General features: G+C 69.9%; 22 protein-coding genes, 1 pseudogene and 1 riboswitch. Of the genes and pseudogenes, 8 read left to right on the top strand and 15 right to left on the bottom strand.

All coding sequences use genetic code 11. The annotated features are described in order from the left end of the window. Positions 1-61 precede the first annotated feature (61 nt). The 13 genes and pseudogenes from P8A20_RS02650 to P8A20_RS38610 form a co-directional block, all read right to left on the bottom strand. Positions 62-1546: a SulP family inorganic anion transporter gene (locus P8A20_RS02650; protein ID WP_147960861.1), complete on the bottom strand. Its 1485-nt coding sequence runs from the start codon at positions 1544-1546 to the stop codon at positions 62-64. 267 nt (positions 1547-1813) lie between these two features. Beyond that, positions 1814-2206 carry a hypothetical protein gene (locus P8A20_RS02645; protein WP_147960862.1) on the bottom strand — a complete coding sequence of 131 codons (393 nt, stop codon included), beginning with the start codon at positions 2204-2206 and terminating at the stop codon, positions 1814-1816. Positions 2207-2688: 482 nt separating this feature from the next. Beyond that, the gene (locus P8A20_RS02640; RefSeq protein ID WP_147960863.1) at positions 2689-3564 is read right to left on the bottom strand and encodes an energy-coupling factor ABC transporter ATP-binding protein; all 876 of its coding nucleotides are present in this window, start codon (positions 3562-3564) and stop codon (positions 2689-2691) included. Next, positions 3561-4310, bottom strand: coding sequence for a cobalt ECF transporter T component CbiQ (cbiQ, locus tag P8A20_RS02635; protein ID WP_147960864.1), 750 nt, complete (start codon positions 4308-4310; stop codon positions 3561-3563). Before cbiQ ends, P8A20_RS02640 begins: the two co-directional genes overlap by 4 nt. A 6-nt stretch (positions 4311-4316) precedes the next feature. Next, on the bottom strand, positions 4317-4685 hold the full coding sequence (locus tag P8A20_RS02630; RefSeq protein ID WP_306102766.1) for an energy-coupling factor ABC transporter substrate-binding protein: 369 nt from the start codon (positions 4683-4685) through the stop codon (positions 4317-4319). Then, positions 4682-5392, bottom strand: coding sequence for an energy-coupling factor ABC transporter permease (locus P8A20_RS02625; protein ID WP_147960866.1), 711 nt, complete (start codon positions 5390-5392; stop codon positions 4682-4684). Before P8A20_RS02625 ends, P8A20_RS02630 begins: the two co-directional genes overlap by 4 nt. A gap of 30 nt (positions 5393-5422) precedes the next feature. Next, a riboswitch (cobalamin riboswitch) is annotated at positions 5423-5606 on the bottom strand. 163 nt (positions 5607-5769) lie between these two features. Further along, entirely contained in the window at positions 5770-6693 is a 924-nt protein-coding gene (locus P8A20_RS02620) for a universal stress protein (protein WP_306102765.1), read from the bottom strand. Positions 6694-6909: 216 nt separating this feature from the next. Then, positions 6910-7248: an SCO0607 family lipoprotein gene (locus tag P8A20_RS02615; protein ID WP_147960868.1), complete on the bottom strand. Its 339-nt coding sequence runs from the start codon at positions 7246-7248 to the stop codon at positions 6910-6912. A gap of 246 nt (positions 7249-7494) precedes the next feature. Then, positions 7495-7716, bottom strand: a complete 222-nt coding sequence (locus P8A20_RS02610) for a helix-turn-helix domain-containing protein (RefSeq protein WP_030724363.1) — start codon at positions 7714-7716, stop codon at positions 7495-7497. Continuing rightward, positions 7716-8207, bottom strand: coding sequence for a DUF2975 domain-containing protein (locus P8A20_RS02605; RefSeq protein WP_147960869.1), 492 nt, complete (start codon positions 8205-8207; stop codon positions 7716-7718). Before P8A20_RS02605 ends, P8A20_RS02610 begins: the two co-directional genes overlap by 1 nt. Before the next feature lie 156 nt (positions 8208-8363). Then, a complete protein-coding gene (locus P8A20_RS02600) occupies positions 8364-8735 on the bottom strand; it encodes a nuclear transport factor 2 family protein (protein ID WP_147960870.1) in 372 nt (123 codons plus the stop codon). A gap of 274 nt (positions 8736-9009) precedes the next feature. Next, positions 9010-10302 carry a glutaminase gene (locus P8A20_RS02595; protein ID WP_147960871.1) on the bottom strand — a complete coding sequence of 431 codons (1293 nt, stop codon included), beginning with the start codon at positions 10300-10302 and terminating at the stop codon, positions 9010-9012. A gap of 514 nt (positions 10303-10816) precedes the next feature. Further along, positions 10817-11057: pseudogene (locus P8A20_RS38610) on the bottom strand (winged helix DNA-binding protein); the annotation flags it as partial. Positions 11058-11178: 121 nt separating this feature from the next. Between P8A20_RS38610 and P8A20_RS02590 the strand changes: the two are divergent. Together P8A20_RS02590 and P8A20_RS02585 are read left to right on the top strand one after the other, a co-directional pair. Continuing rightward, the gene (locus P8A20_RS02590) at positions 11179-11487 is read left to right on the top strand and encodes a GNAT family N-acetyltransferase (RefSeq protein WP_147960872.1); all 309 of its coding nucleotides are present in this window, start codon (positions 11179-11181) and stop codon (positions 11485-11487) included. Positions 11488-11676: 189 nt separating this feature from the next. Beyond that, positions 11677-12669: a pirin family protein gene (locus P8A20_RS02585; protein WP_147960873.1), complete on the top strand. Its 993-nt coding sequence runs from the start codon at positions 11677-11679 to the stop codon at positions 12667-12669. Positions 12670-12930: 261 nt separating this feature from the next. Here P8A20_RS02585 and adh read toward each other — a convergent pair whose 3' ends face one another. Together adh and P8A20_RS02575 are read right to left on the bottom strand one after the other, a co-directional pair. Further along, on the bottom strand, positions 12931-14448 hold the full coding sequence (gene adh / locus P8A20_RS02580; RefSeq protein ID WP_147960874.1) for an aldehyde dehydrogenase: 1518 nt from the start codon (positions 14446-14448) through the stop codon (positions 12931-12933). A 115-nt stretch (positions 14449-14563) separates the two neighbouring features. Further along, positions 14564-15808 (bottom strand): helix-turn-helix domain-containing protein, encoded by a 1245-nt coding sequence (locus P8A20_RS02575; protein ID WP_147960875.1) that lies wholly within the window; start codon positions 15806-15808, stop codon positions 14564-14566. 334 nt (positions 15809-16142) lie between these two features. On the opposite strand from P8A20_RS02575, the gene P8A20_RS02570 reads away from it, so the two are divergent. The 6 genes from P8A20_RS02570 to P8A20_RS02545 all read left to right on the top strand — a co-directional run bounded on the left by P8A20_RS02570 (position 16143) and on the right by P8A20_RS02545 (position 20474). Continuing rightward, entirely contained in the window at positions 16143-16514 is a 372-nt protein-coding gene (locus tag P8A20_RS02570; protein ID WP_147960876.1) for a DUF6317 family protein, read from the top strand. A 12-nt stretch (positions 16515-16526) separates the two neighbouring features. Continuing rightward, positions 16527-18110, top strand: a complete 1584-nt coding sequence (locus tag P8A20_RS02565) for a peptidoglycan-binding protein (protein ID WP_306102764.1) — start codon at positions 16527-16529, stop codon at positions 18108-18110. Further along, positions 18082-18600, top strand: a complete 519-nt coding sequence (locus P8A20_RS02560; RefSeq protein ID WP_306102763.1) for a protease inhibitor I42 family protein — start codon at positions 18082-18084, stop codon at positions 18598-18600. The genes P8A20_RS02565 and P8A20_RS02560 overlap by 29 nt, the downstream gene beginning before the upstream one ends. A 44-nt stretch (positions 18601-18644) precedes the next feature. After that, positions 18645-19055: a hypothetical protein gene (locus P8A20_RS02555; RefSeq protein WP_306102762.1), complete on the top strand. Its 411-nt coding sequence runs from the start codon at positions 18645-18647 to the stop codon at positions 19053-19055. A 400-nt stretch (positions 19056-19455) separates the two neighbouring features. Further along, the gene (locus tag P8A20_RS02550) at positions 19456-19677 is read left to right on the top strand and encodes a hypothetical protein (protein WP_147960900.1); all 222 of its coding nucleotides are present in this window, start codon (positions 19456-19458) and stop codon (positions 19675-19677) included. Between the two features lie 206 nt (positions 19678-19883). Further along, positions 19884-20474 (top strand): TetR/AcrR family transcriptional regulator, encoded by a 591-nt coding sequence (locus P8A20_RS02545; RefSeq protein WP_147960901.1) that lies wholly within the window; start codon positions 19884-19886, stop codon positions 20472-20474. Positions 20475-20489 lie beyond the last annotated feature (15 nt).

Genomic DNA, 20489 nt, shown 5'->3' with positions numbered 1-20489 from the left:
TCGAAGGCGCCCCGGCGAGTCGTCGCGCGTCCCGGAACCCGACGGGCTCAGGGCGCCGGTCTCACGGGGTGGCCGTCACCACGTCGTCCCGGGTCAGCCGCACGGGTTCGGTGTCCGAGGAGCTGTGCCTCTCCGCCCAGTTCTCCAGCGCGGTGCGGCAGGCGTGATCCAGGTGGTGCAGACCGGAGAGGTCCAGGGAGACGGGCCGGTCCTTGGGCAGGGCCTCCAGGCTGTCGAGTATTTTCGGCAGCCGCAGGAACGTCGCATTGCCCGACAGCCGCGCGCGCACTCCGGCGGGACTGCTGTCGACGACCTCCAGCTTGATGTGGGAGGCGTCCCAGGCCGCCTTCGCCACCGAGAGGGCCAGGCCGGTCAGCACACCTTCGAACATGTTCACCGTGACGATCGCCACGGCCGTGACGATCAGGATCAGCGCCTCGCCGCGATGCTCACGCCACAGGGGCACCAGCGACCGCAGCGGGATCAGCTTCCACCCGGCGTGGATGAGGATGCCCGCCAGGGCGGGCAGCGGGATGAGGGCCAGCGCGGACGGGAGCAGCGCCGCGAACAGGAGCAGCCACACACCGTGCAGCACCCGGGAGGCCCGGGTCCGCGCGCCCGCCTGCACGTTGGCCGAGCTACGGACGATGACCGCGGTCATGGGCAGCGCGCCGAGGATTCCGCACACCGTGTTGCCCGTGCCCTGGGCCATCAGTTCCTTGTCGTACTGGGTGCGAGGTCCGTCGTGCAGCCGGTCCACCGCGGCCGCGCTGAACAGGCTCTCCGCGGAGGCGATCAGGGTGAAGGCCGCGATGGTCCCGAGCATGCTCAGGGTGGCGAGCCCGCCGAACTCGGACAGCGCGGGCATCTGGACGGCGTCGAGCAGCCCCTGGACCCGGACGGTCTCGACCGGCAGGTCGAACGCCAGCGTGGCCAGGGTGGCGAGCACGACCGCGGCGAGTGCGCCCGGGACGGCCCGCACCCGCTTCGGCATCCTGCTCCACCCCACCACCAGAGCTATGGTGGCGGCGCCGAGCGCGAGTGAGGTGAGAGCCGCGGGACTGGACACCGCGTCGGCCAGCAGCCCCGGGATGCCGGCCACCTTGCCCGTACCTGAGAGCGGCGCGTCGACGCCGGCCGCCGCGTAGAGCTGTCCCGCGATGAGGACGAGGCCGATGCCGGCGAGCATGCCCTCGACGACGGAGACGGAGATGGCCCGGAACCAGCGGCCCAGCCGCAGGGCGCCCATGGCCAGTTGCAGCAGCCCCGCGGTCAGCACGATCACCCCGAGCGCGGGAAGCCCGAAGGACTGGACGGCCTCGAAGACGAGCACGGTGAGACCGGCGGCCGGCCCGGACACCTGGAGACTGCTGCCCCGCATGAGGCCGGTGACGATCCCGCCCACGATGCCGGTGATGAGGCCCAGTTCGGCCGGTACCCCCGACGCGACGGCGACGCCCACGCACAGCGGCAGAGCGACCAGGAAGACGACGAGTGACGCGGCGAAGTCCTGCCGCAGGTACGGGAACGTGCGAACGCGGTCCATGGCGGCCCTCATCCCGTGCGGAAGGGGGCGGAGCGTACGTCGCCGGGCGGGGGTGCCCAGACGGCGCTGTCGCTGATGTGCAGTACTTCTACCGCGTGGTGTTCGAAGAGGGAACGCATGCCAGTGATTCCTCCTGGCGCGCCGGAGTCCGGCGCGTCGGTGCGCGTACGAGAACTGGGGCCCGGAGGGCACGTCGGCATCACCCCTCGTCGACGAGTCCCGCAGGATGCGGGCTGGAGGGGCGGGTGTGCCGGGTGCCGGGTCAGCTCAGCAGCGGAACACCTGAAGAGCGGGGGAGGAGTGCGCGCCCGAGGATCTGGAGCTGTGGGGCGCGTTGCCCATCGCGGCGAAGGCCGCCGGGGCGAGCGCGCCCTCGGCGGCCTGTGCCGCCACGGAACGCGGCGGAGCCTCGGCAGCGGGGGCCGTCGCGGAGCGTTGCCGGTCGCGGTGGCGCAGAAGGCCGTTCGGCTCGCCCCCGCGCTCGGCCGTGCCACAGGGGCCGTGCGCGATGTGCGCCTCGGCGGTGGTGGCGTCCGGGAGGCCTCCGGCCAGAATTCCTGATGCGGACGCATGTGCGTCCGCCGAAGCGGTGCCGGAGTACGGGGCCAATAGGAAGCTCATCAGGAACGCGAGCACGAACCGTACTGCCGCTGCGCGCACCCCTTCACCTCCTCATGGATGTCACTCTCCTTCCAGGAAGCTAACAGGCCGAAGTGCTTATCGAGTTAATCCTTTGTGAAGAGTCCGAAAGTCGATGCCGAACGAGCTGAATCGTTCGCTCACCCCCCGTGGCCTGGGGATGTGCCTCACGTTCAGTTCTCGCTATGTGAGATCATCCGCGGCTGCGTGGCTACTGCATATGCCAGTCGCGAGCCGATGTGCATATTCGTACATCGGTTCGGTCTGTGGGTGATTGTAAACCCGAGGTAAACGCGGCCGAGGATTAATGGATCGGATTCGGAACCGGCTGTCGCTCTCGCATCCCGGCCCCCGTCCGTCCCGGAGGCTTCGGCTTTCGGTACGAATACCACTTCGTTCCCTGAAACGTTCCCGAGCGCCCGATTCCCGCCGGGATCCCGAGTGCCGGTGGTGATGGGCCATCAGGTCCGGCTCCTGCTTCAGGTGTTCCGGCGGGGTGACCCTCAGGGGCGTCGGCCGTCGGTGGTCGTCCCCTCGGCGGGGACCGGCGCGGCGAAGTCCGCGGCGAGCTGCTCGGCGGTGCGCGGACCGGGTTCCGAATCTCCCAACAGGCCATGCGAGCGCAGCAGTCGCGAAGCCGCGACGCCCCACGGCAGACGCAGCCCCGCCTCCCCCAGGAGATCGGTGCGGGCCAGCATCACGGGCGCGGGCCCAGCCCGGACGCCGGCCGGGGTGAGGAGTGCGGCATCGTCGGCCCAGCGCAGAGCGAGATCGACGTCGTGGGTGGCCATCATGACGGTGGTTCCGCTGTCCCGGAGCGAGCCGAGCGTGTCGAGCAGTCGCTCCTGGCCGTCCGGATCGAGGCCGGCTGTCGGCTCGTCGAGGATCAGCACACGGGGCCGCATCGCGACCGCGCCGGCGATGGCGGTCCGCTTCCGCTGCCCGTAGGAGAGGAGATGGGTGGGCCGGTCCGCCAGGGCGGTGATGTCGAGGGCGGCGAGCGCCTCGTCCACGCGGGCACGCACCTCGGTGTCGGTCAGCCCGAGGTTCAGCGGCCCGAACGACACGTCCTGGGAGACGGACGCGGCGAACAACTGGTCGTCCGGGTCCTGCACCACCAGCTGGACGGTGGTGCGCAGCCGGGTCAGCCCCTTCCGGTCGTAGGTGACGGGGCGCCCCTCGACCGTCAACTGCCCCTCACGTGGGCGCAGTCCGCCGCTGAGAAGCCGCATCAGCGTGGTCTTTCCACTGCCGTTGCGGCCGAGGAGGGCGAGCGCACGCCCCTCGCGTGCCTCGAAGTCGAGGCCGCTGAGCACGGCGGGACCGTCCTCGTACGCGAAGGACGCGCCCCGCAGGGCGAGGAGCACGGATCCGCTCATGACAGCGGCCTTTCCAGGACGAAGGTCAGGATGGTGAGGACCGCGAGCAGGAGGACGCTCAGCGCCACGAACCGGACGGAGACGCGGGCCTCGGGCACCAGGACGCGCAGGGTTCCGTCGTAACCGCGCCCCGCAAGCCCCGTCTGGAGCCGCGCCGCACGGTCGAACGCCCTGACGAACGCGGTGGCTCCGAGCCCCGCCAGTGACCGCCAGGTCGCGGCCCGGGTGGTGTGGCCGAGCCGGGCCGCCTGCGCCTCCCTGATCCGGCGCACCGAATCGAGGAGAAGGAAACTCATGCGGTACGTCACCAGGGCGACGTCCACCACCGGCGCGGGCACCCCCGCCCTGACCAGGCGGGGCAACAGGTCGGACATCGGGGTGGTGAAGGCGAACAGCAGCACCCCGAGGGACGCGGCCGAGGTGCGCAGCAGCAGCTCACCTGCGCGCTGTGGCCCCCCGGGGTCGAGAGCGACGAGCCCTTCCGGCCCGCCGACCTGCACGAGGAGCGTGGCCGCCCCGGTGACGCAGAAACCCAGAGGCACCCGGTACGCCCGCCACAGGTGACGGGCGGTCACGCCGGCAGGACCCAGCAGCACCGCCAGGGCGGCGACGAGGACCAGGACCGCACCTGGCCAGGGCGGAGTCGAGATGGCCAGCACCGTGAGCCCCAGACCGAGCACGGCCTTGTCCACGGGATGGCGGCGGCGCCAGCGACTGCTGTGCGCCGCCGCGTCGATCGGCAGCATGGGGGCTCAGGCCTTCCGGGCCTTCGACTCCCCGGCACCGCCGTCGGCGCCCCCTCTGTCCTGCCCCGCGGTCGCACGGAGCTCGCCCTGCCGGCGCCCACGCCGCAGGCCGAAGTAGTAGGCGAGGACGCCTGCCCCGAGCGCCGCCTGAAGGGCGAACAGGGCCGACTCGATCTCCCCGGACGGCGGTTCGTACAGCGGCGAGAACCAGGGTTCGTAATCGGGATCGATCTCGGTGATCGCCGTCTCGGCCTGCGCGTCGGCGCCCACGAACGGTTCCTCCTCGCCGTCGCCGAGACCGAGGGCCAGCGGCAGGACGGCCAGCGCGGCCACCACGAACAGGAGAAGAGCGTTTATCCTCGTGTTCTTGTTCATCGGGCCACCGCCTCGGTCTCGGCCTTCTCCGTGCGGGCGCGCTTCCCTGCGAGGAAGACGCCGAGCCGGGTCAGGTCACCCTTGCTGGACTGCACGAGAAGCCGCATCACCAGCACGGTCAGGAGACCCTCGCTCACGGCGAGCGGGATCTGGGTGACCGCGAAGATGGAGCCGAACTTGCCGAGCGCGCCCATGAACCCGCTGCCCGGGTCCGGGAAGGCGAGTGCCAGCTGCACGCTGGTGACGCAGTAGGTGGACAGGTCGGCGACGAACGCAGCGAAGAACACCGCCACCATCAGCGGCACGTCGTACCGGCGCAGCAGCCTGAAGACCGCGTATCCGGCCCAGGGGCCGACGATCGCCATCGAGAAGACGTTGGCTCCCAGCGTGGTCAGACCGCCGTGGGCGAGCAGCAGGGCCTGGAACAGCAGGGTGATGGTGCCCAGGACCGCCATGATGGGCGGACGGAACAGGATGGCCCCCAGCCCCGTACCCGTGGGGTGAGAACAACTTCCCGTCACGGAGGGGATCTTCAAAGCGGAAAGGACGAACGTGAAGGCCCCGGAGGCCCCCAGGAGCAGCGTGCTCTCAGGGTTCTCCCTGACCTCACGCGAAAGTGACCGGACTCCGTGGACGACGAACGGCGCGGACGCGACACCCCAGGCGATCGCGTGCGCCGGAGGCAGAAAACCCTCGGCTATGTGCATGGCTCAGCAGACCCTCTCCAGCACCTCGTGGATGGTTGAAGTGCCTTGGCCGGTCTCCTGGCTTACGGGTAACACCGCCCGAACTCCGCCTTCCCGGGTCACAAGGACCCAGTGGCTGCCCGCGAGGGCCGGAGCCGGACTTCCCGATCACAGTGGCGAGGGCCGCACCGGCATCACACCGGATTTCCCGTTCACCAAGGCGAGGCGACAGTAGTCGCAGGTGGGGGAACATGACAAGCGGGCCCGGTCCGGTGCTGCCTGTCGGCACGCCACGGCGTCGGTCCGCCCGCCGGGCGGGGACGGGCGCCTCCGTGACACGCTCCACGGGGTCCGCCCCGAGGCGGCCCTGTCCGAAGGATGCGATTCAGCGCCGGCCGTCAGCCCTCGTCGTCCCTGAGCCCTTCCTCCACGACCCCGCTCTCGTCGTCACGCCGGTACGGCACGATCTCGACCGGACATCGGGAGTGGTGCAGGAGGGCGTGCACCACATGACCCAGTCCCAGCACGGAGACACCGCGCCGCTCATGGCTTCCCATGACCAGGAGATCCGCGTGCCGGCTCGCCTCGACGAGTGCGGACGCGGCTGACCGCGCCTCGACCACCTCGGTCTCCACGGCGAGACCGGGGGCGCTCTCCCGGATTCCGGAGGCCAGGTCGGCCATGAGCTTTTCGCCGCGATCCGCGGCCCGCCCGGTTTCGTCCCGCGCGGTCCCGTCGAACCGGGCAAACAGACTGTGCACGTTCACCAGCCGCAGTGCGCGCTCGCGGGCCAGTGCCTCCCGTCCGGCACGCACCAGCCACCGGACATCGTGCTCGTCGCGCACAGCAGCCGTGACCGGCGCGTTCTCGCGTTCGGGCTCACCACGCACGACCACGACGGGAGCGGGACTGCCGATGACGACCTCCAGACCGGTCGACCCGAGAAGAAGGGGACCGAATCCGCCGGTGCCCCTGCTGCCGACGACGATCGTGCTGCCGGGCCGGACGGACGCGTGGAGAGCCGGGATCGGCTTCCTGCGGCTCAGCTTGACGCCGACCTCGAGCTCGGGGAACCGCTTCCGGATCTCTTCCGCCGCCGTCGTCAGGACCGAGTTGCCCGCGTCCCGCAGATGTTCCGACGTCTCGAACGACGCGAACCGGTCCAGTCGGTCGAGGTCGGCGGCGTGCACGAGCAGCAGGCTCCGACGATGTGCCTCGGCGTCCGCCGCGCCCCAAAGGGCGGCGGACGTGGCACGCTCCGACCCGTCCACACCCACGACCGTCCTCGGATCCTGCGTGGCGTCGGACGGGCGGGTAGGCATGGCTGCTCCTCACGCTGTTCGTTCCCCGCGCCTCCCATGCTGTCACCGTCTGCCTTGGTGCGCCCAGCGCACGTACGGGCCACCGGGCCGTTTCCGCCCGTCCGTGCCGCTGCGGGCGGTGCGGACGGCATGCGGGTCGGTCTGCCTCCTGTGATTCAGCCCGGTGAGGTTCCCCCGGGCTGAATCACAGGAGGCAGACCGGGGGAGCCTCCCCGGTCAGCCCGCGTCCGGGGCGGCGACGGTGTTTCCGTCCTTGTCGAGCGTGTGGGTGTCCCAGTACACGTCCCACTTGTCGTCGACCTGCTGCGGCACCTTGCCCTCCGGATAACGCACGTATCCCGCGGGAGGCTCCTCGGCGTCCCGGACACAGGCGGAGCCGGTTCCGCCCACGGACAGGACGGGGTACTCGCCGCCGTTGCAGACGTCCTCCCGGTACTCGAAGCCGGCGCATCCGGTCAGTGCCACGACGGCGACAACACCGGTGAGAGCAGCGGCGACGACGCGCGCCCTTCCGGGCCGGAGGCGGGTGGCGGGGCGGTTCGTTCTCCGGGACATGTGGTGGATCCTCTCCAGTGGTTCGGTCTGCCACCACCCTGCCGCCGGAGGGGTGTTGTGCGTTGAGTGCGCATACTCGGTCGCGCACGCGTGGATACTTAGATCGTTATGGGCCCGGGGGCCTTCCACCACTGCCTCGGGAACCCGGCCGGGGTGCCCGCCGCCCCTGCCGTGCTGTCGGCGCCGCTCGGAGTACGCGGCCGCGACGTCCCGGTCGCGTCGCGGTGCGCAGGCACGCTCGTCCAGTCATCCGCCCGCCGCGTCCTCGGCCTCCCAGCGGAGCAGGTCGCCCGGCTGGCACTCGAGCACCTCGCAGAGCGCGGCGAGCGTCGCGAAGCGCACCGCCTTGGCGCGGCCGTTCTTGAGCACCGCCAGGTTGGCGGGCGTGATTCCCACGCGGTCCGCGAGTTCGCCCACCGACATCTTCCGCCTGGCCAGCATCACATCGATGTCGACGGCGATCGGCATCAGATCACCTCGTCCAACTCGGCCTGCATCCGAGTCGCTTCGACGTCACGGGCGACGGCCTGGGCGAGCAGCGTCCGCAGCACGAGCACGATGAGCGCGACCCCCAGGACGGCCATGCCGACCCCGCCCATGATGAGGGTGACGCCCGGGTCGTCGCGCTGGCTGGGAGCGTTCAGTGCCGTGACCGCGAACCACACGAGGGCAGCCGCGACGATCGCGCCGATGATGACGTCCACGTACCGGAAGGCGGCGTGGGAGAACACGGTTCCGCGTCGCACCATCGTGACCAGTCGCCATACACAGACCACGGCGACCTGAGCCGTTCCGATGCCCAGGACCGTGATCACGCGCAGCGCGGTCAGCGGGAGCGACCCGTCCTCGGGGTCGTTCCCGCTGACCGACGCCCACAGCATCAATGCCTGTACGAACAGGGTGCCGGCGAGCACCACCACCAGCACGGCGCGCAGCGCGCGCACGGTCAGCTTCCCCATGTCTCCATCTCCCATCGAGCAACGATGGGAATCTATCGATTATCGATGGGTCACACAAGGGTCGCACCGGCGCGCCCCGCGCATCCCGTGGGCGGGGCGACCTTGGGGCACGTCCCATTCCTGGAGGAGCCGCCGACCGGACAGCCCCCGGCCGGCTCAGCCGGGGAGGCGGGTGAACTCGTTACGGAGATGGCTGATGAGGCCCTGAGCGTCGAGCGTGGCGTGTTCCACCCCGGCGACGGTGATGAGGCTGCCGTCCGTCTTGCGTGCCGCGCAGACCCACTCGGCCCTGAGGGTGCCGTCATCAAGGACCGTGGTGTTCCAGAAGTGCTTCATCTCGGCGTGATCGGCGAAGTGGGCATGGTAGAAGGCGGCGATGGCCTCACTGCCGTGCGCCGGCTCCGGGCCGATCTGGACGGTTGCGTCCGCCGCGAAGAGCGCCAGCGCTTCGTTCAGCGCCGCTTCGTCGTGGACCGCCCGGTCGGACAGACCTATGTAACGGTCCAGCGGGGTGAAGTTCGTCGTCATGTTGGTCACCACACTCTTCTCGTCCTGTCGGATTCTTGAACGATCAGCCGGACGGAGCCGTGAGCACCGCCGACAAGGGGACAGCGGCACCGAGCCCGGAGTCCAGCGGCCCCGTCGCGGAACCACGAAGAAGACGACGGAGCGTACGTACCGCCTCGAGGCCGGCTCGGCGTCACCTACGGCTCGTCGGCCGCGACGGCGCGGTTCCGCGTCATGAGAAGCGGTCAGGGCAACGGCCGTTCATCCACCGTCACTTCATGGGGGAGGCCGTCCTTTACTGAACCGCCCCCATCGGAATCGCGGCTTGATCCACGCTGTCCACGACTGTGACTCGGCCACCGTCGCCGGGATCGGGGTCCTTCATGATCGATTCCGGGTCGACGAGGTAGACGTCGTGACCACTCAGCGTCAGCCGGCGTGCGATCTCGAGCAGCATGCGCCGTGCCACGTCGTCGATCGAGTAGACCCTTGTCAGGTCCAGAGCCACCTTGACTTCCGAAGGCGGGTTGTCCACGGCTTCCTTGACGACTCTCTCGGCTCCGGCAAAGCCGATTCCACCTTGCAGTTCCAGGACCCGAAGTGCGTTCGGTCCGCTGCCTACGACGTGGTTGGAACGCAGGACCGCAAGCGCGGCGGGGGGAACCTCCATCACATGCAGACCCATGTCCGAGGAGAATCGTTCGAACAGTGACACCCCGCGAACGCTGTTCCCGTGAACGTCCAGTCGGGGTGAGAACGTGGCAATGCCGACCTGTCCCGGGAGCGCGCCGATCAGGCCCCCGGCCACCCCGCTCTTCGCCGGGATTCCGACCTGGGTCCCCCAGTCACCGGCCGCGTCATACATTCCGCAGCTGAACATGACACTCAGCACCTGACGTACCACCGCTTCAGGCACCACCTGCTCACCCGAGAGAGGATTCATCCCGCGGTTGGCCAACGTAGCGGCCATCATGGCCAGATCTCGCGCGGTGACGAGGACGGAACACTGACGGGTGTAGCCGTCCACGACGGTTCTCGCGTCCCCGGTGAGGATGTCGTGGCTGCGGAGCATGTGCGCAATGGCGAGGTTGCGGTGCGCATGCTCGATCTCCGACGCGTATACCGCTTCATCCATCTTCAGCCGACGACCGGCGAACGCCGAGAGGCCGCGAAGTACGCGCTCCACGCGACCTGCCGGATCCAGGTCCTCTGCGCCGGCCAGCGAGTGGACGGTGATCGCGCCGGCGTTGATCATGGGATTGAGGGGGCGCCCGGTGCCACTTTCGAGTGAAATCTCGTTGAACGCTTCTCCGGAGGGCTCGACCCCCACTTTGGCGACCACGGAGTCGAATCCGCGATCGGACAGTGCAAGGGCGTACACGAACGGTTTGGAGATCGACTGGATCGTGAACTCGATATCGATGTCACCGGCGCCGTATACCTCCCCGTCGAGCATGGCAAAGGCCGCGCCGAGGTACTTGGTGTCCGCAGTCGCGAGTTCAGGGATGTATCCCGCCGGTTCTCCGGACGTGTCCGGCTCCACATCTCCGAGCACCTCGGCCAGATAGTCGGGAATTATCGGCCGCATTCGGGTCTCCATACGTGATCGCGATCATCGAGCTGTGACGTCCTTGTTGCGTCCACCGTAGTACGAGTCCGTACCCGGGGTTTCGACGAGCGCTACGAGAAACGCAACGCCGTCGGACGCACCCACAACTGCCTCGAGGGTCCCGGCCCAACGCGACGACGTCGATCCCGGCCTGGTCGGCAAGGACCGCTTCGGTCACCGCAGCGCGGATCGCCTGGGCGTGCGAGACGATCACGCCCTGGTCGCTTCGGGGCCGGTCTCCGAAACCGTCGATGCCGAAAACGATTTGCGAAACATCCATCGTGTTCACGTCGTTCAACGCGTTCGTCGTGTCGAGATGTGGTTGATGCGTAAACATGTCAGCTTCTAGTTGTCATGTCAACTAGAATGCGGCCTGTCTTCTCCCCGCCGGAGTCGGGAGTCCGGACCGGCCCGAGCGCATGTCCCTCGGTCGGGCTGGTGCAGGGCCGCCGTCCTGCGGACCGGGCGGCGGCATCCTCTCGACCGGTCGGCCCGGCTGCTGCTCCAGGTGGTCCAGGACGCGCCTGGAGGGCCGGGCGGGTGCGCTGAGCTGGTTCAGGGCATCGATGAACAGGCGGCGGACGTGCTCGACGTGCTGGGGTGCGGCTTCCGCGATCGCCTTGCGGCCGGCCGGGGGTGGCGATGATGGATGCTCCGCGCCCGTCGTCGGGGCGTGCCTCCCCGGACGCGAGCCCATGTCTCGCCATCCGCGTGACCTGATGGGGCATCCGCGCGTCCGTGCATGCGCTCACGCCGGGCGTTAAGTTGATGCGTCAACCTGATGGGGCTAGTGTGCTGTCCCAGCTGATGGGATTTCGCCGAGTCGAGCGGGATCGGACCCCACGAGGAGGACGTATGAAGGTCGAAGTGAGCCACGTGCCCGAGGCGAAGCGCTACGAGGCCCGTGTCGACGGGGAGACCAAGGTGGCGGGCGTCGCGGAGTACATCCGTACGACGGAGCTCGTTGCGTTCGTGCACACGGAGGTCGAGCCGGAGTACGAGGGCGCGGGAGTCGGGTCCGCACTGGTCCGCACAGCCCTCGACGAGGCACGCGCCGCGAACCTGCGGGTGCTCGCCACCTGCCCCTTCTTCGCGGGCTGGATCAGCCGGCACCCCGAGTACCAGGACCTGCTGTACCAGTCCCGCAGCAAGGTCAGTGACTGAGGAGCCGACGCGGTTGCACCGAAGCGGGCGTGAGCGGCGAATTCGGAAGGTGACGCTGTTCTGCCGTGCGGGAGTGAGGGCGCGCACGGCGAGGTGGCGGTGCCGGGTTCGTACGGGTGCTTCGGCCATCGGCCTGCCTTGTGAGCCGATGCTTGACGTGACAACTGGATCAAGTGGGAGGTGCTCTCGATGAGCAACGCGGAAACCGATGCCCCGGCTCTACGCTGCGGTGAGCTCGTGGAGGACGACCGGCCGGCAGGAGCCCCCGGGATCGATGTCCTGTCGGCGCGTGAGGTCCCTCTCGGGGGTCCACGTGCGATGCGCGTGCGTCGGACGCTGCCCCAGCGGAAGCGCACACTCATCGGCGCCTGGTGCTTCGCCGATCATTACGGCCCGCACGACGTCGCGGTCTCGGGCGGAATGGACATGCCCCCGCATCCACACACCGGCCTGCAGACGGTGAGCTGGCTGTTCAGCGGAGAGATCGAGCATCGCGACACCCTCGGCACCCACGCCCTGATCCGGCCCGGTGAGATGAACCTCATGACCGGCGGACACGGCATCGCCCACTCGGAGGTCTCCACTCCGGGCACCGCCGTTCTCCACGGCGTCCAGTTGTGGGTCGCGCTCCCCGAGGAACACCGCCACACCGCCCCGGACTTCCAGCACTACGTGCCCGAACCCGCGCAGGTAGACGGGGCCGAAATCAGGGTCTTCCTGGGCTCGCTCGTCGGCCGGACCTCCCCGGCCCGGGCCTTCACGCCGCTGCTCGGCGCCGAGATCGTCATCGGACCCCGTGCGACGCTCACTCTTGCCGTGGACACCACTTTCGAGCACGGCCTCCTCGTGGACAGCGGGGACGTCCGCATGGCCGACACTGTGCTGCGGCCTGCCGAACTCGGCTATGTCCCTCGCGGCGCGGACACCCTGACGATGGTCAATGAGACCGACGCCCCGGCGCGGGCAGTCCTCCTGGGAGGACCTCCCTTCGGGGAGGAGATCGTCATGTGGTGGAACTTCGTCGCGCGGTCGACGGAGGAGATCGTGCAGGCACGTCAGGACTGGACGGAGGGGCGACGCTTCGGCGAGGTGACGGGGTACGACGGAGCTCCTCTGCCTGCTCCGGAAATGCCGAACGTTCCGTTGAAACCGCGCAGGAACAGGCCCCTCGCGCCCCGGTAGGGAGGGGCACCGGGAGCGGCCCGGGGAACGCTGCGTGGACGCCGGCGGCAGGCGCCGGTGAGCCCGAGGCTGTCGAGCAGTCCCTCGCCCTCACCAGCTGTGCGACGAGAACGGCGCCTCGAACTCCGACGGGACATCGCCTCGTCGGCCTGCGGTCTCATCTGCCTGAGTGGTCCGGGTCTCTTCCCCTCGTTCGCCGAAAGCGACCGTGGGCCGGTCGTCCGGAGCGCGACGACGGCCCCGGACGACCGGCTTCCGGCTCTAGAAGAACCCGAGTTTTTTGGGGCTGTAGGACACCAGAAGGTTCTTCGTCTGCTGGTAGTGGTCGAGCATCATCTTGTGGTTCTCGCGGCCGATGCCGGAGTTCTTGTAGCCGCCGAATGCCGCGTGGGCGGGGTAGGCGTGGTAGCAGTTGGTCCACACGCGGCCCGCCTTGATCTCGCGGCCGAGCCGGTAGGCGGTGTTGCCGTCCCGGGTCCACACGCCCGCGCCGAGCCCGTACAGCGTGTCGTTGGCGATCTTCAGGGCCTCGGCGACCGAGTCGTACGTGGTGACGGAGAGGACCGGGCCGAAGATCTCCTCCTGGAAGATCCGCATGTCGTTGGTGCCGCGGAAGACGGTCGGCTCGATGTAGAAGCCGTCCTCCAGGCCGGACACGGTCCGGGGAGTGCCGCCGGTGAGGATCTCGGCGCCTTCGTTCCTGCCGATGTCGACGTAGGAGAGGATCTTCTCGTACTGCTCGTTGCTCGCCTGCGCGCCGATCATGGTCGCCGGGTCCAGCGGGTCGCCGCCGACGATGGCCCGGGTCCGCTCGATGCAGCGGGCCATGAACTCGTCGTAGATCGAGGAGTGGACCAGGGCCCGGGAGGGGGAGGTGCACACCTCGCCCGAATTGAGGGCGAACATCACGAGGCCCTCGACCGCCTTGTCCAGGAAGTCGTCGTCGGCGGCCATCACGTCGGGCAGGAAGATGTTCGGGCTCTTGCCGCCCAGTTCCAGCGTGACGGGAATGATGTTCTCGCTCGCGTACTGCATGATCAGGCGGCCGGTCGTGGTCTCCCCGGTGAAGGCCACCTTCGCGACCCGCGAGCTGGACGCGAGTGGTTTGCCCGCCTCGATGCCGAATCCGTTGACGACGTTGACCACGCCCGGAGGCAGCAGGTCCGCGATCAGCTCGACGACCAGCAGCAGACTGGCGGGCGTCTGCTCCGCCGGCTTGATGACCACGCAGTTGCCCGCCGCGAGAGCGGGCGCGAGCTTCCAGGTCGCCATCAGGATCGGGAAGTTCCACGGGATGATCTGACCGACCACGCCCAGCGGCTCGTGGAAGTGGTACGCGACCGTGTCCGCGTCGATCTCGGCGATGCTGCCCTCCTGCGCGCGCACCACCCCGGCGAAATACCGGAAGTGGTCGATCGCCAGGGGGATGTCGGCGGCCAGCGTCTCCCGGACCGGCTTGCCGTTCTCCCAGGTCTCGGCCACCGCGATCTCCTCGAGGTGTTCCTCGATCCGGTCCGCGATCCTGTTGAGGATGTTGGCGCGTTCCGCTGCCGAGGTGCGGCCCCACCGGTCGGCGGCGGCGTGCGCCGCGTCCAGGGCGAGTTCGACATCGGCCGCCGAGGAACGCGCGACCTGGCAGAAGACCTTGCCGTTCACCGGCGACGGGTTGTCGAAGTACCGGCCCTCGACCGGGGCGACCCATTCGCCGCCGATGAAGTTGTCGTATCGCGGGGCGAAGGCGACGATGCTGCCTTCCGTTCCTGGCTGCGCGTACACCATGGCGGCTCTCCTCGGTGACGTGGACGGTGGGTTCGACGGCACGACGACCGCGCCGTCGCGTGCGACCACCGTGGGCCCCGAAGGTTGGCGTGAGGTTGGCGCCATCCGGCCGGCCCTACGCCGTGGAGGCCAGCCGTCCCGCCGCGATGGCGCGGCGCGCGTCACCCGCGTCGAGAAGGCGCAACGCGTGCCTGTGGACCTCCGCGTCGTACGGTGCCCGTTCGCCGTACGCCAGGGCGTGTTCGGGACGGTCGCTCGTGAGAACGGCCTCGCGCACCGCGACCTCCAGGCAGGTGCGCCACTCCTCGATGCCCGGCGCCTGGGAACGGGGGAGCAGCGGGCCGCGGTACAGGCGCAGCGCGGTCTCCGTGTCGCCCGCCCGCAGTGCGCGCAGGACGTCGACGGCGTCGCACGAGACCGGAGCCGTGAGCGCGTACCGGCGCGTGGCGACATGGCCGCCCAGGGCCCGGCGCAGATGGGAGATCTCCGCCTTGAACGTCGACGCGGTGACGGGACGGTCGCCGTACAAGGACGCGCGCAGCCGCTCCGGAGCGTAGCCCTCGGGTTCGAGCGCCAGAAGGGTGAGGATCTCCAACTGCCTTGGCCGCAGCCTCAGTCGAACCCCCGGACGTACGGCGCTTTCCGCGCTCTCCGCGCCGAGGCACGTCAGGCGCAGCGCAGGGGTGCCGGCCGTCAGCGGTGCGCCGGGCGTCCCGGTGCGCAGACCTGCCTCGACGGCGGAGACCAGACCACGCACCGTGGCCATGGCCAGGGGGTGTGAGCGGTCCCAGGTCGTGGACAGGTCCAGGACCCCGAGAACGCGACCGTCGGGTCCGTGGACGGGGGCGCAGTAACAGACCCAGCCGTGCAGTGCCGTGACCAGGTGTTCGGCGGAGAAGACGGTGCTGGGACGCCCGGTGCGCAGGGCCAGCGAAAGGGCGTTCGTGCCCATCGCCTCTTCGCCCCACCGCCCGCCGGGCGCGAAGTTGACCCGCTCCGCACGCCGCCGCATCGTCCGTCCCCCGCACGTCCACAGAATCGTGCCCGACGCGTCGGTGACGGCGGTGACGAAACCGGCGTCGTCCGCGACGCTGCGGAGCTCGTCCGCGAGCGCGTCGACCGGGCCGCGCAGCGGTGAACCGCTCCACAGGTGGTGCACCGCGCCGTCTCCGGACTCAGGTGCGCTGGCCCGGGCCGGGTCCACGCTCGCCAGGGAACGGGCCCAGGACTCGGTCACCTCCTGGCTGAGGACGCGGCCTGTACGGCCGAGGGAGCCGGGGGACTTGAGGCCCGGGATCACACGCGACCACTCGTCCTCCAGCGTGGCCCTGCGCTGCGCGAGGTCACCGCTTCGTGGCATCTCTTCCCCCATCGTCGAACGGGAACCGCCGCCATGGTCCGAGGGCGGGCGTGGGAGCACCTGCCCCGGCCCTCGGTCCGATGCCAGTGTGGCGCGGTCGCCCGTCCGTACGCCATGGTGGCGCCCGTCCCGGGGCGCGGGCCCGGAGCGGGGCGCGAGCCGCCTCCGCCGACGCCGAGTCGTGTCCGATCGCCGAGCCGGCGCGAGCGCCGGGGCGTGCCGTCGAGTGGGTGATGTCGAGGAGATGTGTGCGTCCCATGGCAGGTGATCGTCTTATATGCGCTGGGTGTTAGCCTGCCTGCCGTCATGATCGAACGCATTCGGGGGAGTCGCGGTGGGCTTTGACGGCTACCAGATCAAGGCGGGGATGACCGGCCAGGCCCAGCAACTCGACGACGCCGGTACGGACATGGACGGCGTCAGCTCGGCCGTCAGGCCCCGCACCAGTTACTCGTACGCCGACGCGGGCGGGGACGACGCCGCGTCGGCACTGAACGCTTTCGTCAAGGCCTGGGAAGCGGAGGCCAAGACACTCGCGTCGGCGTTGCACGAGCTGGGTGGCAAGGTGCAGTCGGCCAAGAACTCCTACGGTGGCAGCGACGGTCTGGTGAGGACGAGCGTGCACGGCGTCTCCGTCGACAGCGTGAGCACTCTCCCGGGCACACCGATACAGGGCGGGCGAAGCTCGGTCCTGTCGAGCTACTGAGGAACGAGCCCCGTGACGCTCTTCTCCAATCCCCTCGACTCCCCTTCCCTCCGCCTCGCGTGGCTCGCCGGGCTGTCCAAGAAGTTGCTCGGCGCCGGTAGCAAGAACGAGGTCCTCGACCTGATGGACGACGCCCTCTCGGTGCCCGCACCAGGGGGGAACCAAGGCGCCCTCGAGAACCTGGCAACCCTCTACCGAGGCCAGATCGGCCCCGTCGCCGACGTCTTCGACCAGGTCGACCGGGTGGGCCGCAAGAGTCTTCCGGAGGTATGGGTCGGAGACACGGGCATCCTCGCCTCCGACGCGGTGAAGGCCGCCGGGCGGTCCGCGACCCAGATGACCGAGGCGTTCAACGGCTGCGCGACGGTGCTGCTGACGCTGGCCGACGCGATCGGTGCCGCGCAGCGCAAGGACGAGCAGGGCCGCGGACAGCTGCTGGAGCAGAAGAGGGCTCTCGGCGGCAAGGACGGGTTCTTCGACGACCTGCACGAGAACGACGAGGAGGAGTGGGACCGCAAGAACGCCGCCCACTTCGGCTCCTACGCGGTCGACCTCATGCACGACGCCGTCTCCGAGGCGCAGGAGGCCACCCGCGTCGCCGCCCGGGACCTGAACAAATGGGCCGCCGAGGCACGGGCCGGGAAGATGCAGACCAGCGAACTCACCTCCGTGGACAAGCTCATGCTCGCCGACACCGGCGTCGCGGGCGCCGACACGGAGCTGAACGAGATCCTCAAGGTCGGCGAACTGGAGCGCGCGTCGACGCGTATGGACCTGCTGAGCCTCGACGACGAGATGGCCATGGAGCGGATGCTGGCGAGGTCGGACACTCCGCAGGAGCGGGCCTACCTGATGAAGGCCCTGGCCGCGGGCCACAGCGTCGCCGAGATCGGCACGTTCCAGGACAAGATCCACGGCAAGGACCCCGACTGGATGCGCCGCCACCTCACCCCGGTGGTCACCGCCACGGACAGCATGGACGACGAGGGCCTGGCGGCGAACGGCTCGAACAACAACACGGACTACGCGACGTTCGACGGCCAGCGGTGGATCCAGGGCGGTGACGGCTCCGAGGGCACCTGCGTGGCTTCGTCCACCGTCACCTCCCGCGCCATGGTCGACCCTTTGTACGCGCTCGACCTCACCGGCGGTCCCGACGGGCAGGAGGACGACCCTGACGCCTTCAGGCAGCGCCTGGTGGCCGAACAGCACCGGCTGCACACCGAAGGTGACGGCGGTGAGAACTGGGGTGGCATGGGGCCCGAAGGGCAGGAACGGATCAACGACACCACCGTCGGCAGCGCCACCGGAAGCGACTACCAGCGCCAGGACCTGGACAGTGCCGCCGACCGCAGGGCGGTCCTCACCGAAGTCGAGAGGTCGGTGGCGCAGGGGCATCCGGTGCCGGTCGACGTGTCGGGCAAGGACGGCGCCCACGCGATGACCATCATCGCCCAGGAGGGTGACATGCTTCAGGTGTACAACCCCTGGGGCTCGACCACCTGGGTCAGCGAGGACGACTTCATCAACGGCCACATGGGCAAGGCTTCCAAGAGTGATCTCCCCAATGCGTACAGCGTCTATCTTCCGCGGTAGCAGGGGCGGTGCCGCGATCGCGGCGGCCGCGCTCCTCGCTCTCGCCACGGGCTGCGGCTCGGGCACCGAGGACCCGTCCGGCGGCTCCGCGGGCACCACGAGCCGCCCGGTGAAGGACACCACCATCAGTGCCGGGCAGGGCGAGCGTTTCACGCTCACCGTCGGCCAGAACGTCTCCACCCGCGAGTTCTGGTACCTGGTCGACCCCGGCCCCGACAGCTCGGTGCTCGTCAGTCGCGGCCGGGACTACGCCTCCGACTCCGGCGACGAGCCGATGGCCGGTGCCGGCGGCAGACTCACCTTCACCTTCGAGGCCAAGGGCAAGGGCACCACGCAGTTCACGCTGCTGCACTGCACCTTCACCACCTGTCAGGGCAACACCGCGACGCAGCCCCCCGGGACGACCGGACCCTCCGCCACCCCGAGCGCGGGGACGGCCTCCCCCTCCCCGGCTCCCGAGCGCATCACCTACACCGTCACGGTCGACTGAACCGCGGCGGACCAGTCAGCCGAGACGAGACACCCGAGGCCGCCATGAACGACGCCACGCACCTGCCGGACCGCACGGACGAGGAGCTGGCCCGGCTCGACATCACCGTCCTGCTGCGTTACGGCCTCACCGCCGAGCCCGGCAGCCGGCGCACCGCCCTGTTCGGCGACGGTGCCGCAGCCGCGGCCGTCGTCCTCGACCGCCTGGGGACCGAGCCGCGCTCGGTCGCCTTCCTCGCCGACACCGTGCGCGCCGGCGGACTTGCCCGCGCCGCGGAGCTGCCCGAGCCCCTGCCCGGCCGGGACGCGGCCGTCCTCGTACGGGAGTGGCTGCTGGCCGGCGCCGAGCTCGCTGGTGGGATCCCCGCCGACGACACCGCTGCGACCTGGCTGCGCGCCGTGGCGACCATCGTCGAGCTGAAGCAACTGACCCGGGAGCGGGGCCGGAGCACCTGATCCGAGCAGCCGACCGGAGTCCCGTGGCGGGCGTGTAGCCATCGGGCGGCTGCCGCTGCACTCCTGCTGAACCTCACGGCCGGGCCGGGGCACCTGCGGGTGCCCCGGCCCTCGTCGTCCTGCGTCAGGATGCGGCCGGGACGCTGCGAACCGTGCGGAGCGGGCAGCAGACCACAGGGCCGAAGGAGCGTCAGGGTGTTCCACCGCAGGAGCGAGTTCTCGACGTCTCAGGGGCGGCTTCTGGCCGTTCTGTCGTACGCCGGGCCGACGTGACCCGCACGGGTCGATGGGCGTCCTAATCTTCTACATGTTTGTAGAAGTTCCCTTGTCCGTCGCTCGCCTCCCACGCCGTCGGCGGGAGGCGGCGGCCGGCTGTGCGTGTTCACTTCAGGAGGTATGCATGACGACGATCGATCTCGACAAGGTGCTGGACAAGGCGTGGACGGACAAGAGTCTGCCCGAGATCCTGGCTGCCCCGGTCGCGGCGCTCAAGGGCGTCTCGGACCGGGACGGTGAGCTGCTCGACGAGGCGTTCGGCGTGAAGACCGTCGCGGACCTCGCCGACCTCAAGTACGTACGCTGGGCCCAGGCATTGGCGGCGCTGGACACCACGGCCGAGTAACCGCGCTCCCTCACGGTGCCGCGGACTCCGCCCCGAGGCCGCGGCGCCGGGTGGGATTCTGCTCCTCCGCCGGTGCGGCAGGGCGCGTGGAGCGGACGATGTGATGTGGGGGAGCGCGCCCCGCTTCTCCGTGAGGAGGGCGGGAGGGTGGCGGGCCACCGAGATCGCGGTGGGGTCCGATTCCGCCCGGCCGGTACTCTTCCGGGGTGATACAGCATCCTTCGCCGGACGAGCGGCGGCCCGCGAACGACGGGCCGAAGGCAGCCGCGCGCAATCGAGCCGCTCTGGTCGTCGCCGCCCGGGAAGTCTTCTCGGCGGGCGGCCTGGATGCTCCGCTCTCCGCGATCGCGCGTCGGGCCGGGGTCGGCCAGGGCGTTCTGTACCGGCATTTCCCCGACCGTGGCGCCCTGGCGACCGCGGTCCTGGAGGAGAACGTGAGGCAGATCGAACAGGCAACCGCGGTCGAGGGTGCGACCCTGGCCGAGGTGCTCGGTGTGATGACGTGGCACGCCGTCGAATCGGCCGCGTTCATCGGCCTGATGCACGCCGACGAGGCAGGCGGCCGATCCGGTGTCCGAGCGCACGCCTCGATGCTGTCCGAGCGGGTCGAGCGCAGCCTTCGGGGGCGGCTGCCCGAGGGCCATCGCCTGGGTGCGGCGGACGACCTCATGCTGGCGGTCGCCATGGTCACGGGCGCCGTCACCGGCCCCACCCGCGAGGAGCGGGAACGCCGGGCGCTGGCTGCCTGGCGGCTGCTCGGCGTCGAGGTGGGACCGGTCCAGCCCTACGACGGGTGAGCCCGGGGAGCGGCG

Source organism: Streptomyces sp. Alt3, from assembly GCF_030719215.1.
Classification (GTDB): Bacteria; Actinomycetota; Actinomycetes; order Streptomycetales; family Streptomycetaceae; genus Streptomyces; species Streptomyces glycanivorans.
Note: the sequence above shows the minus strand (reverse complement) of the source record. Positions and strands in the feature narration are given on the sequence as shown.

Excerpts from the sequence above, each read along its gene's own strand:
- P8A20_RS02650 (WP_147960861.1), bottom strand. The coding sequence starts at position 1,546 with ATGGACCGCGTTCGCACGTTCCCGTACCTGCGGCAGGACTTCGCCGCG.
- P8A20_RS02640 (WP_147960863.1), bottom strand. The coding sequence starts at position 3,564 with ATGAGCGGATCCGTGCTCCTCGCCCTGCGGGGCGCGTCCTTCGCGTAC.
- cbiQ (WP_147960864.1), bottom strand. The coding sequence starts at position 4,310 with ATGCTGCCGATCGACGCGGCGGCGCACAGCAGTCGCTGGCGCCGCCGC.
- P8A20_RS02630 (WP_306102766.1), bottom strand. The coding sequence starts at position 4,685 with ATGAACAAGAACACGAGGATAAACGCTCTTCTCCTGTTCGTGGTGGCC.
- P8A20_RS02625 (WP_147960866.1), bottom strand. The coding sequence starts at position 5,392 with ATGCACATAGCCGAGGGTTTTCTGCCTCCGGCGCACGCGATCGCCTGG.
- P8A20_RS02620 (WP_306102765.1), bottom strand. The coding sequence starts at position 6,693 with ATGCCTACCCGCCCGTCCGACGCCACGCAGGATCCGAGGACGGTCGTG.
- P8A20_RS02615 (WP_147960868.1), bottom strand. The coding sequence starts at position 7,248 with ATGTCCCGGAGAACGAACCGCCCCGCCACCCGCCTCCGGCCCGGAAGG.
- P8A20_RS02610 (WP_030724363.1), bottom strand. The coding sequence starts at position 7,716 with ATGCCGATCGCCGTCGACATCGATGTGATGCTGGCCAGGCGGAAGATG.
- P8A20_RS02605 (WP_147960869.1), bottom strand. The coding sequence starts at position 8,207 with ATGGGGAAGCTGACCGTGCGCGCGCTGCGCGCCGTGCTGGTGGTGGTG.
- P8A20_RS02600 (WP_147960870.1), bottom strand. The coding sequence starts at position 8,735 with ATGACGACGAACTTCACCCCGCTGGACCGTTACATAGGTCTGTCCGAC.
- P8A20_RS02595 (WP_147960871.1), bottom strand. The coding sequence starts at position 10,302 with ATGCGGCCGATAATTCCCGACTATCTGGCCGAGGTGCTCGGAGATGTG.
- P8A20_RS02590 (WP_147960872.1), top strand. The coding sequence starts at position 11,179 with ATGAAGGTCGAAGTGAGCCACGTGCCCGAGGCGAAGCGCTACGAGGCC.
- P8A20_RS02585 (WP_147960873.1), top strand. The coding sequence starts at position 11,677 with ATGAGCAACGCGGAAACCGATGCCCCGGCTCTACGCTGCGGTGAGCTC.
- adh (WP_147960874.1), bottom strand. The coding sequence starts at position 14,448 with ATGGTGTACGCGCAGCCAGGAACGGAAGGCAGCATCGTCGCCTTCGCC.
- P8A20_RS02575 (WP_147960875.1), bottom strand. The coding sequence starts at position 15,808 with ATGCCACGAAGCGGTGACCTCGCGCAGCGCAGGGCCACGCTGGAGGAC.
- P8A20_RS02560 (WP_306102763.1), top strand. The coding sequence starts at position 18,082 with ATGCGTACAGCGTCTATCTTCCGCGGTAGCAGGGGCGGTGCCGCGATC.
- P8A20_RS02555 (WP_306102762.1), top strand. The coding sequence starts at position 18,645 with ATGAACGACGCCACGCACCTGCCGGACCGCACGGACGAGGAGCTGGCC.
- P8A20_RS02550 (WP_147960900.1), top strand. The coding sequence starts at position 19,456 with ATGACGACGATCGATCTCGACAAGGTGCTGGACAAGGCGTGGACGGAC.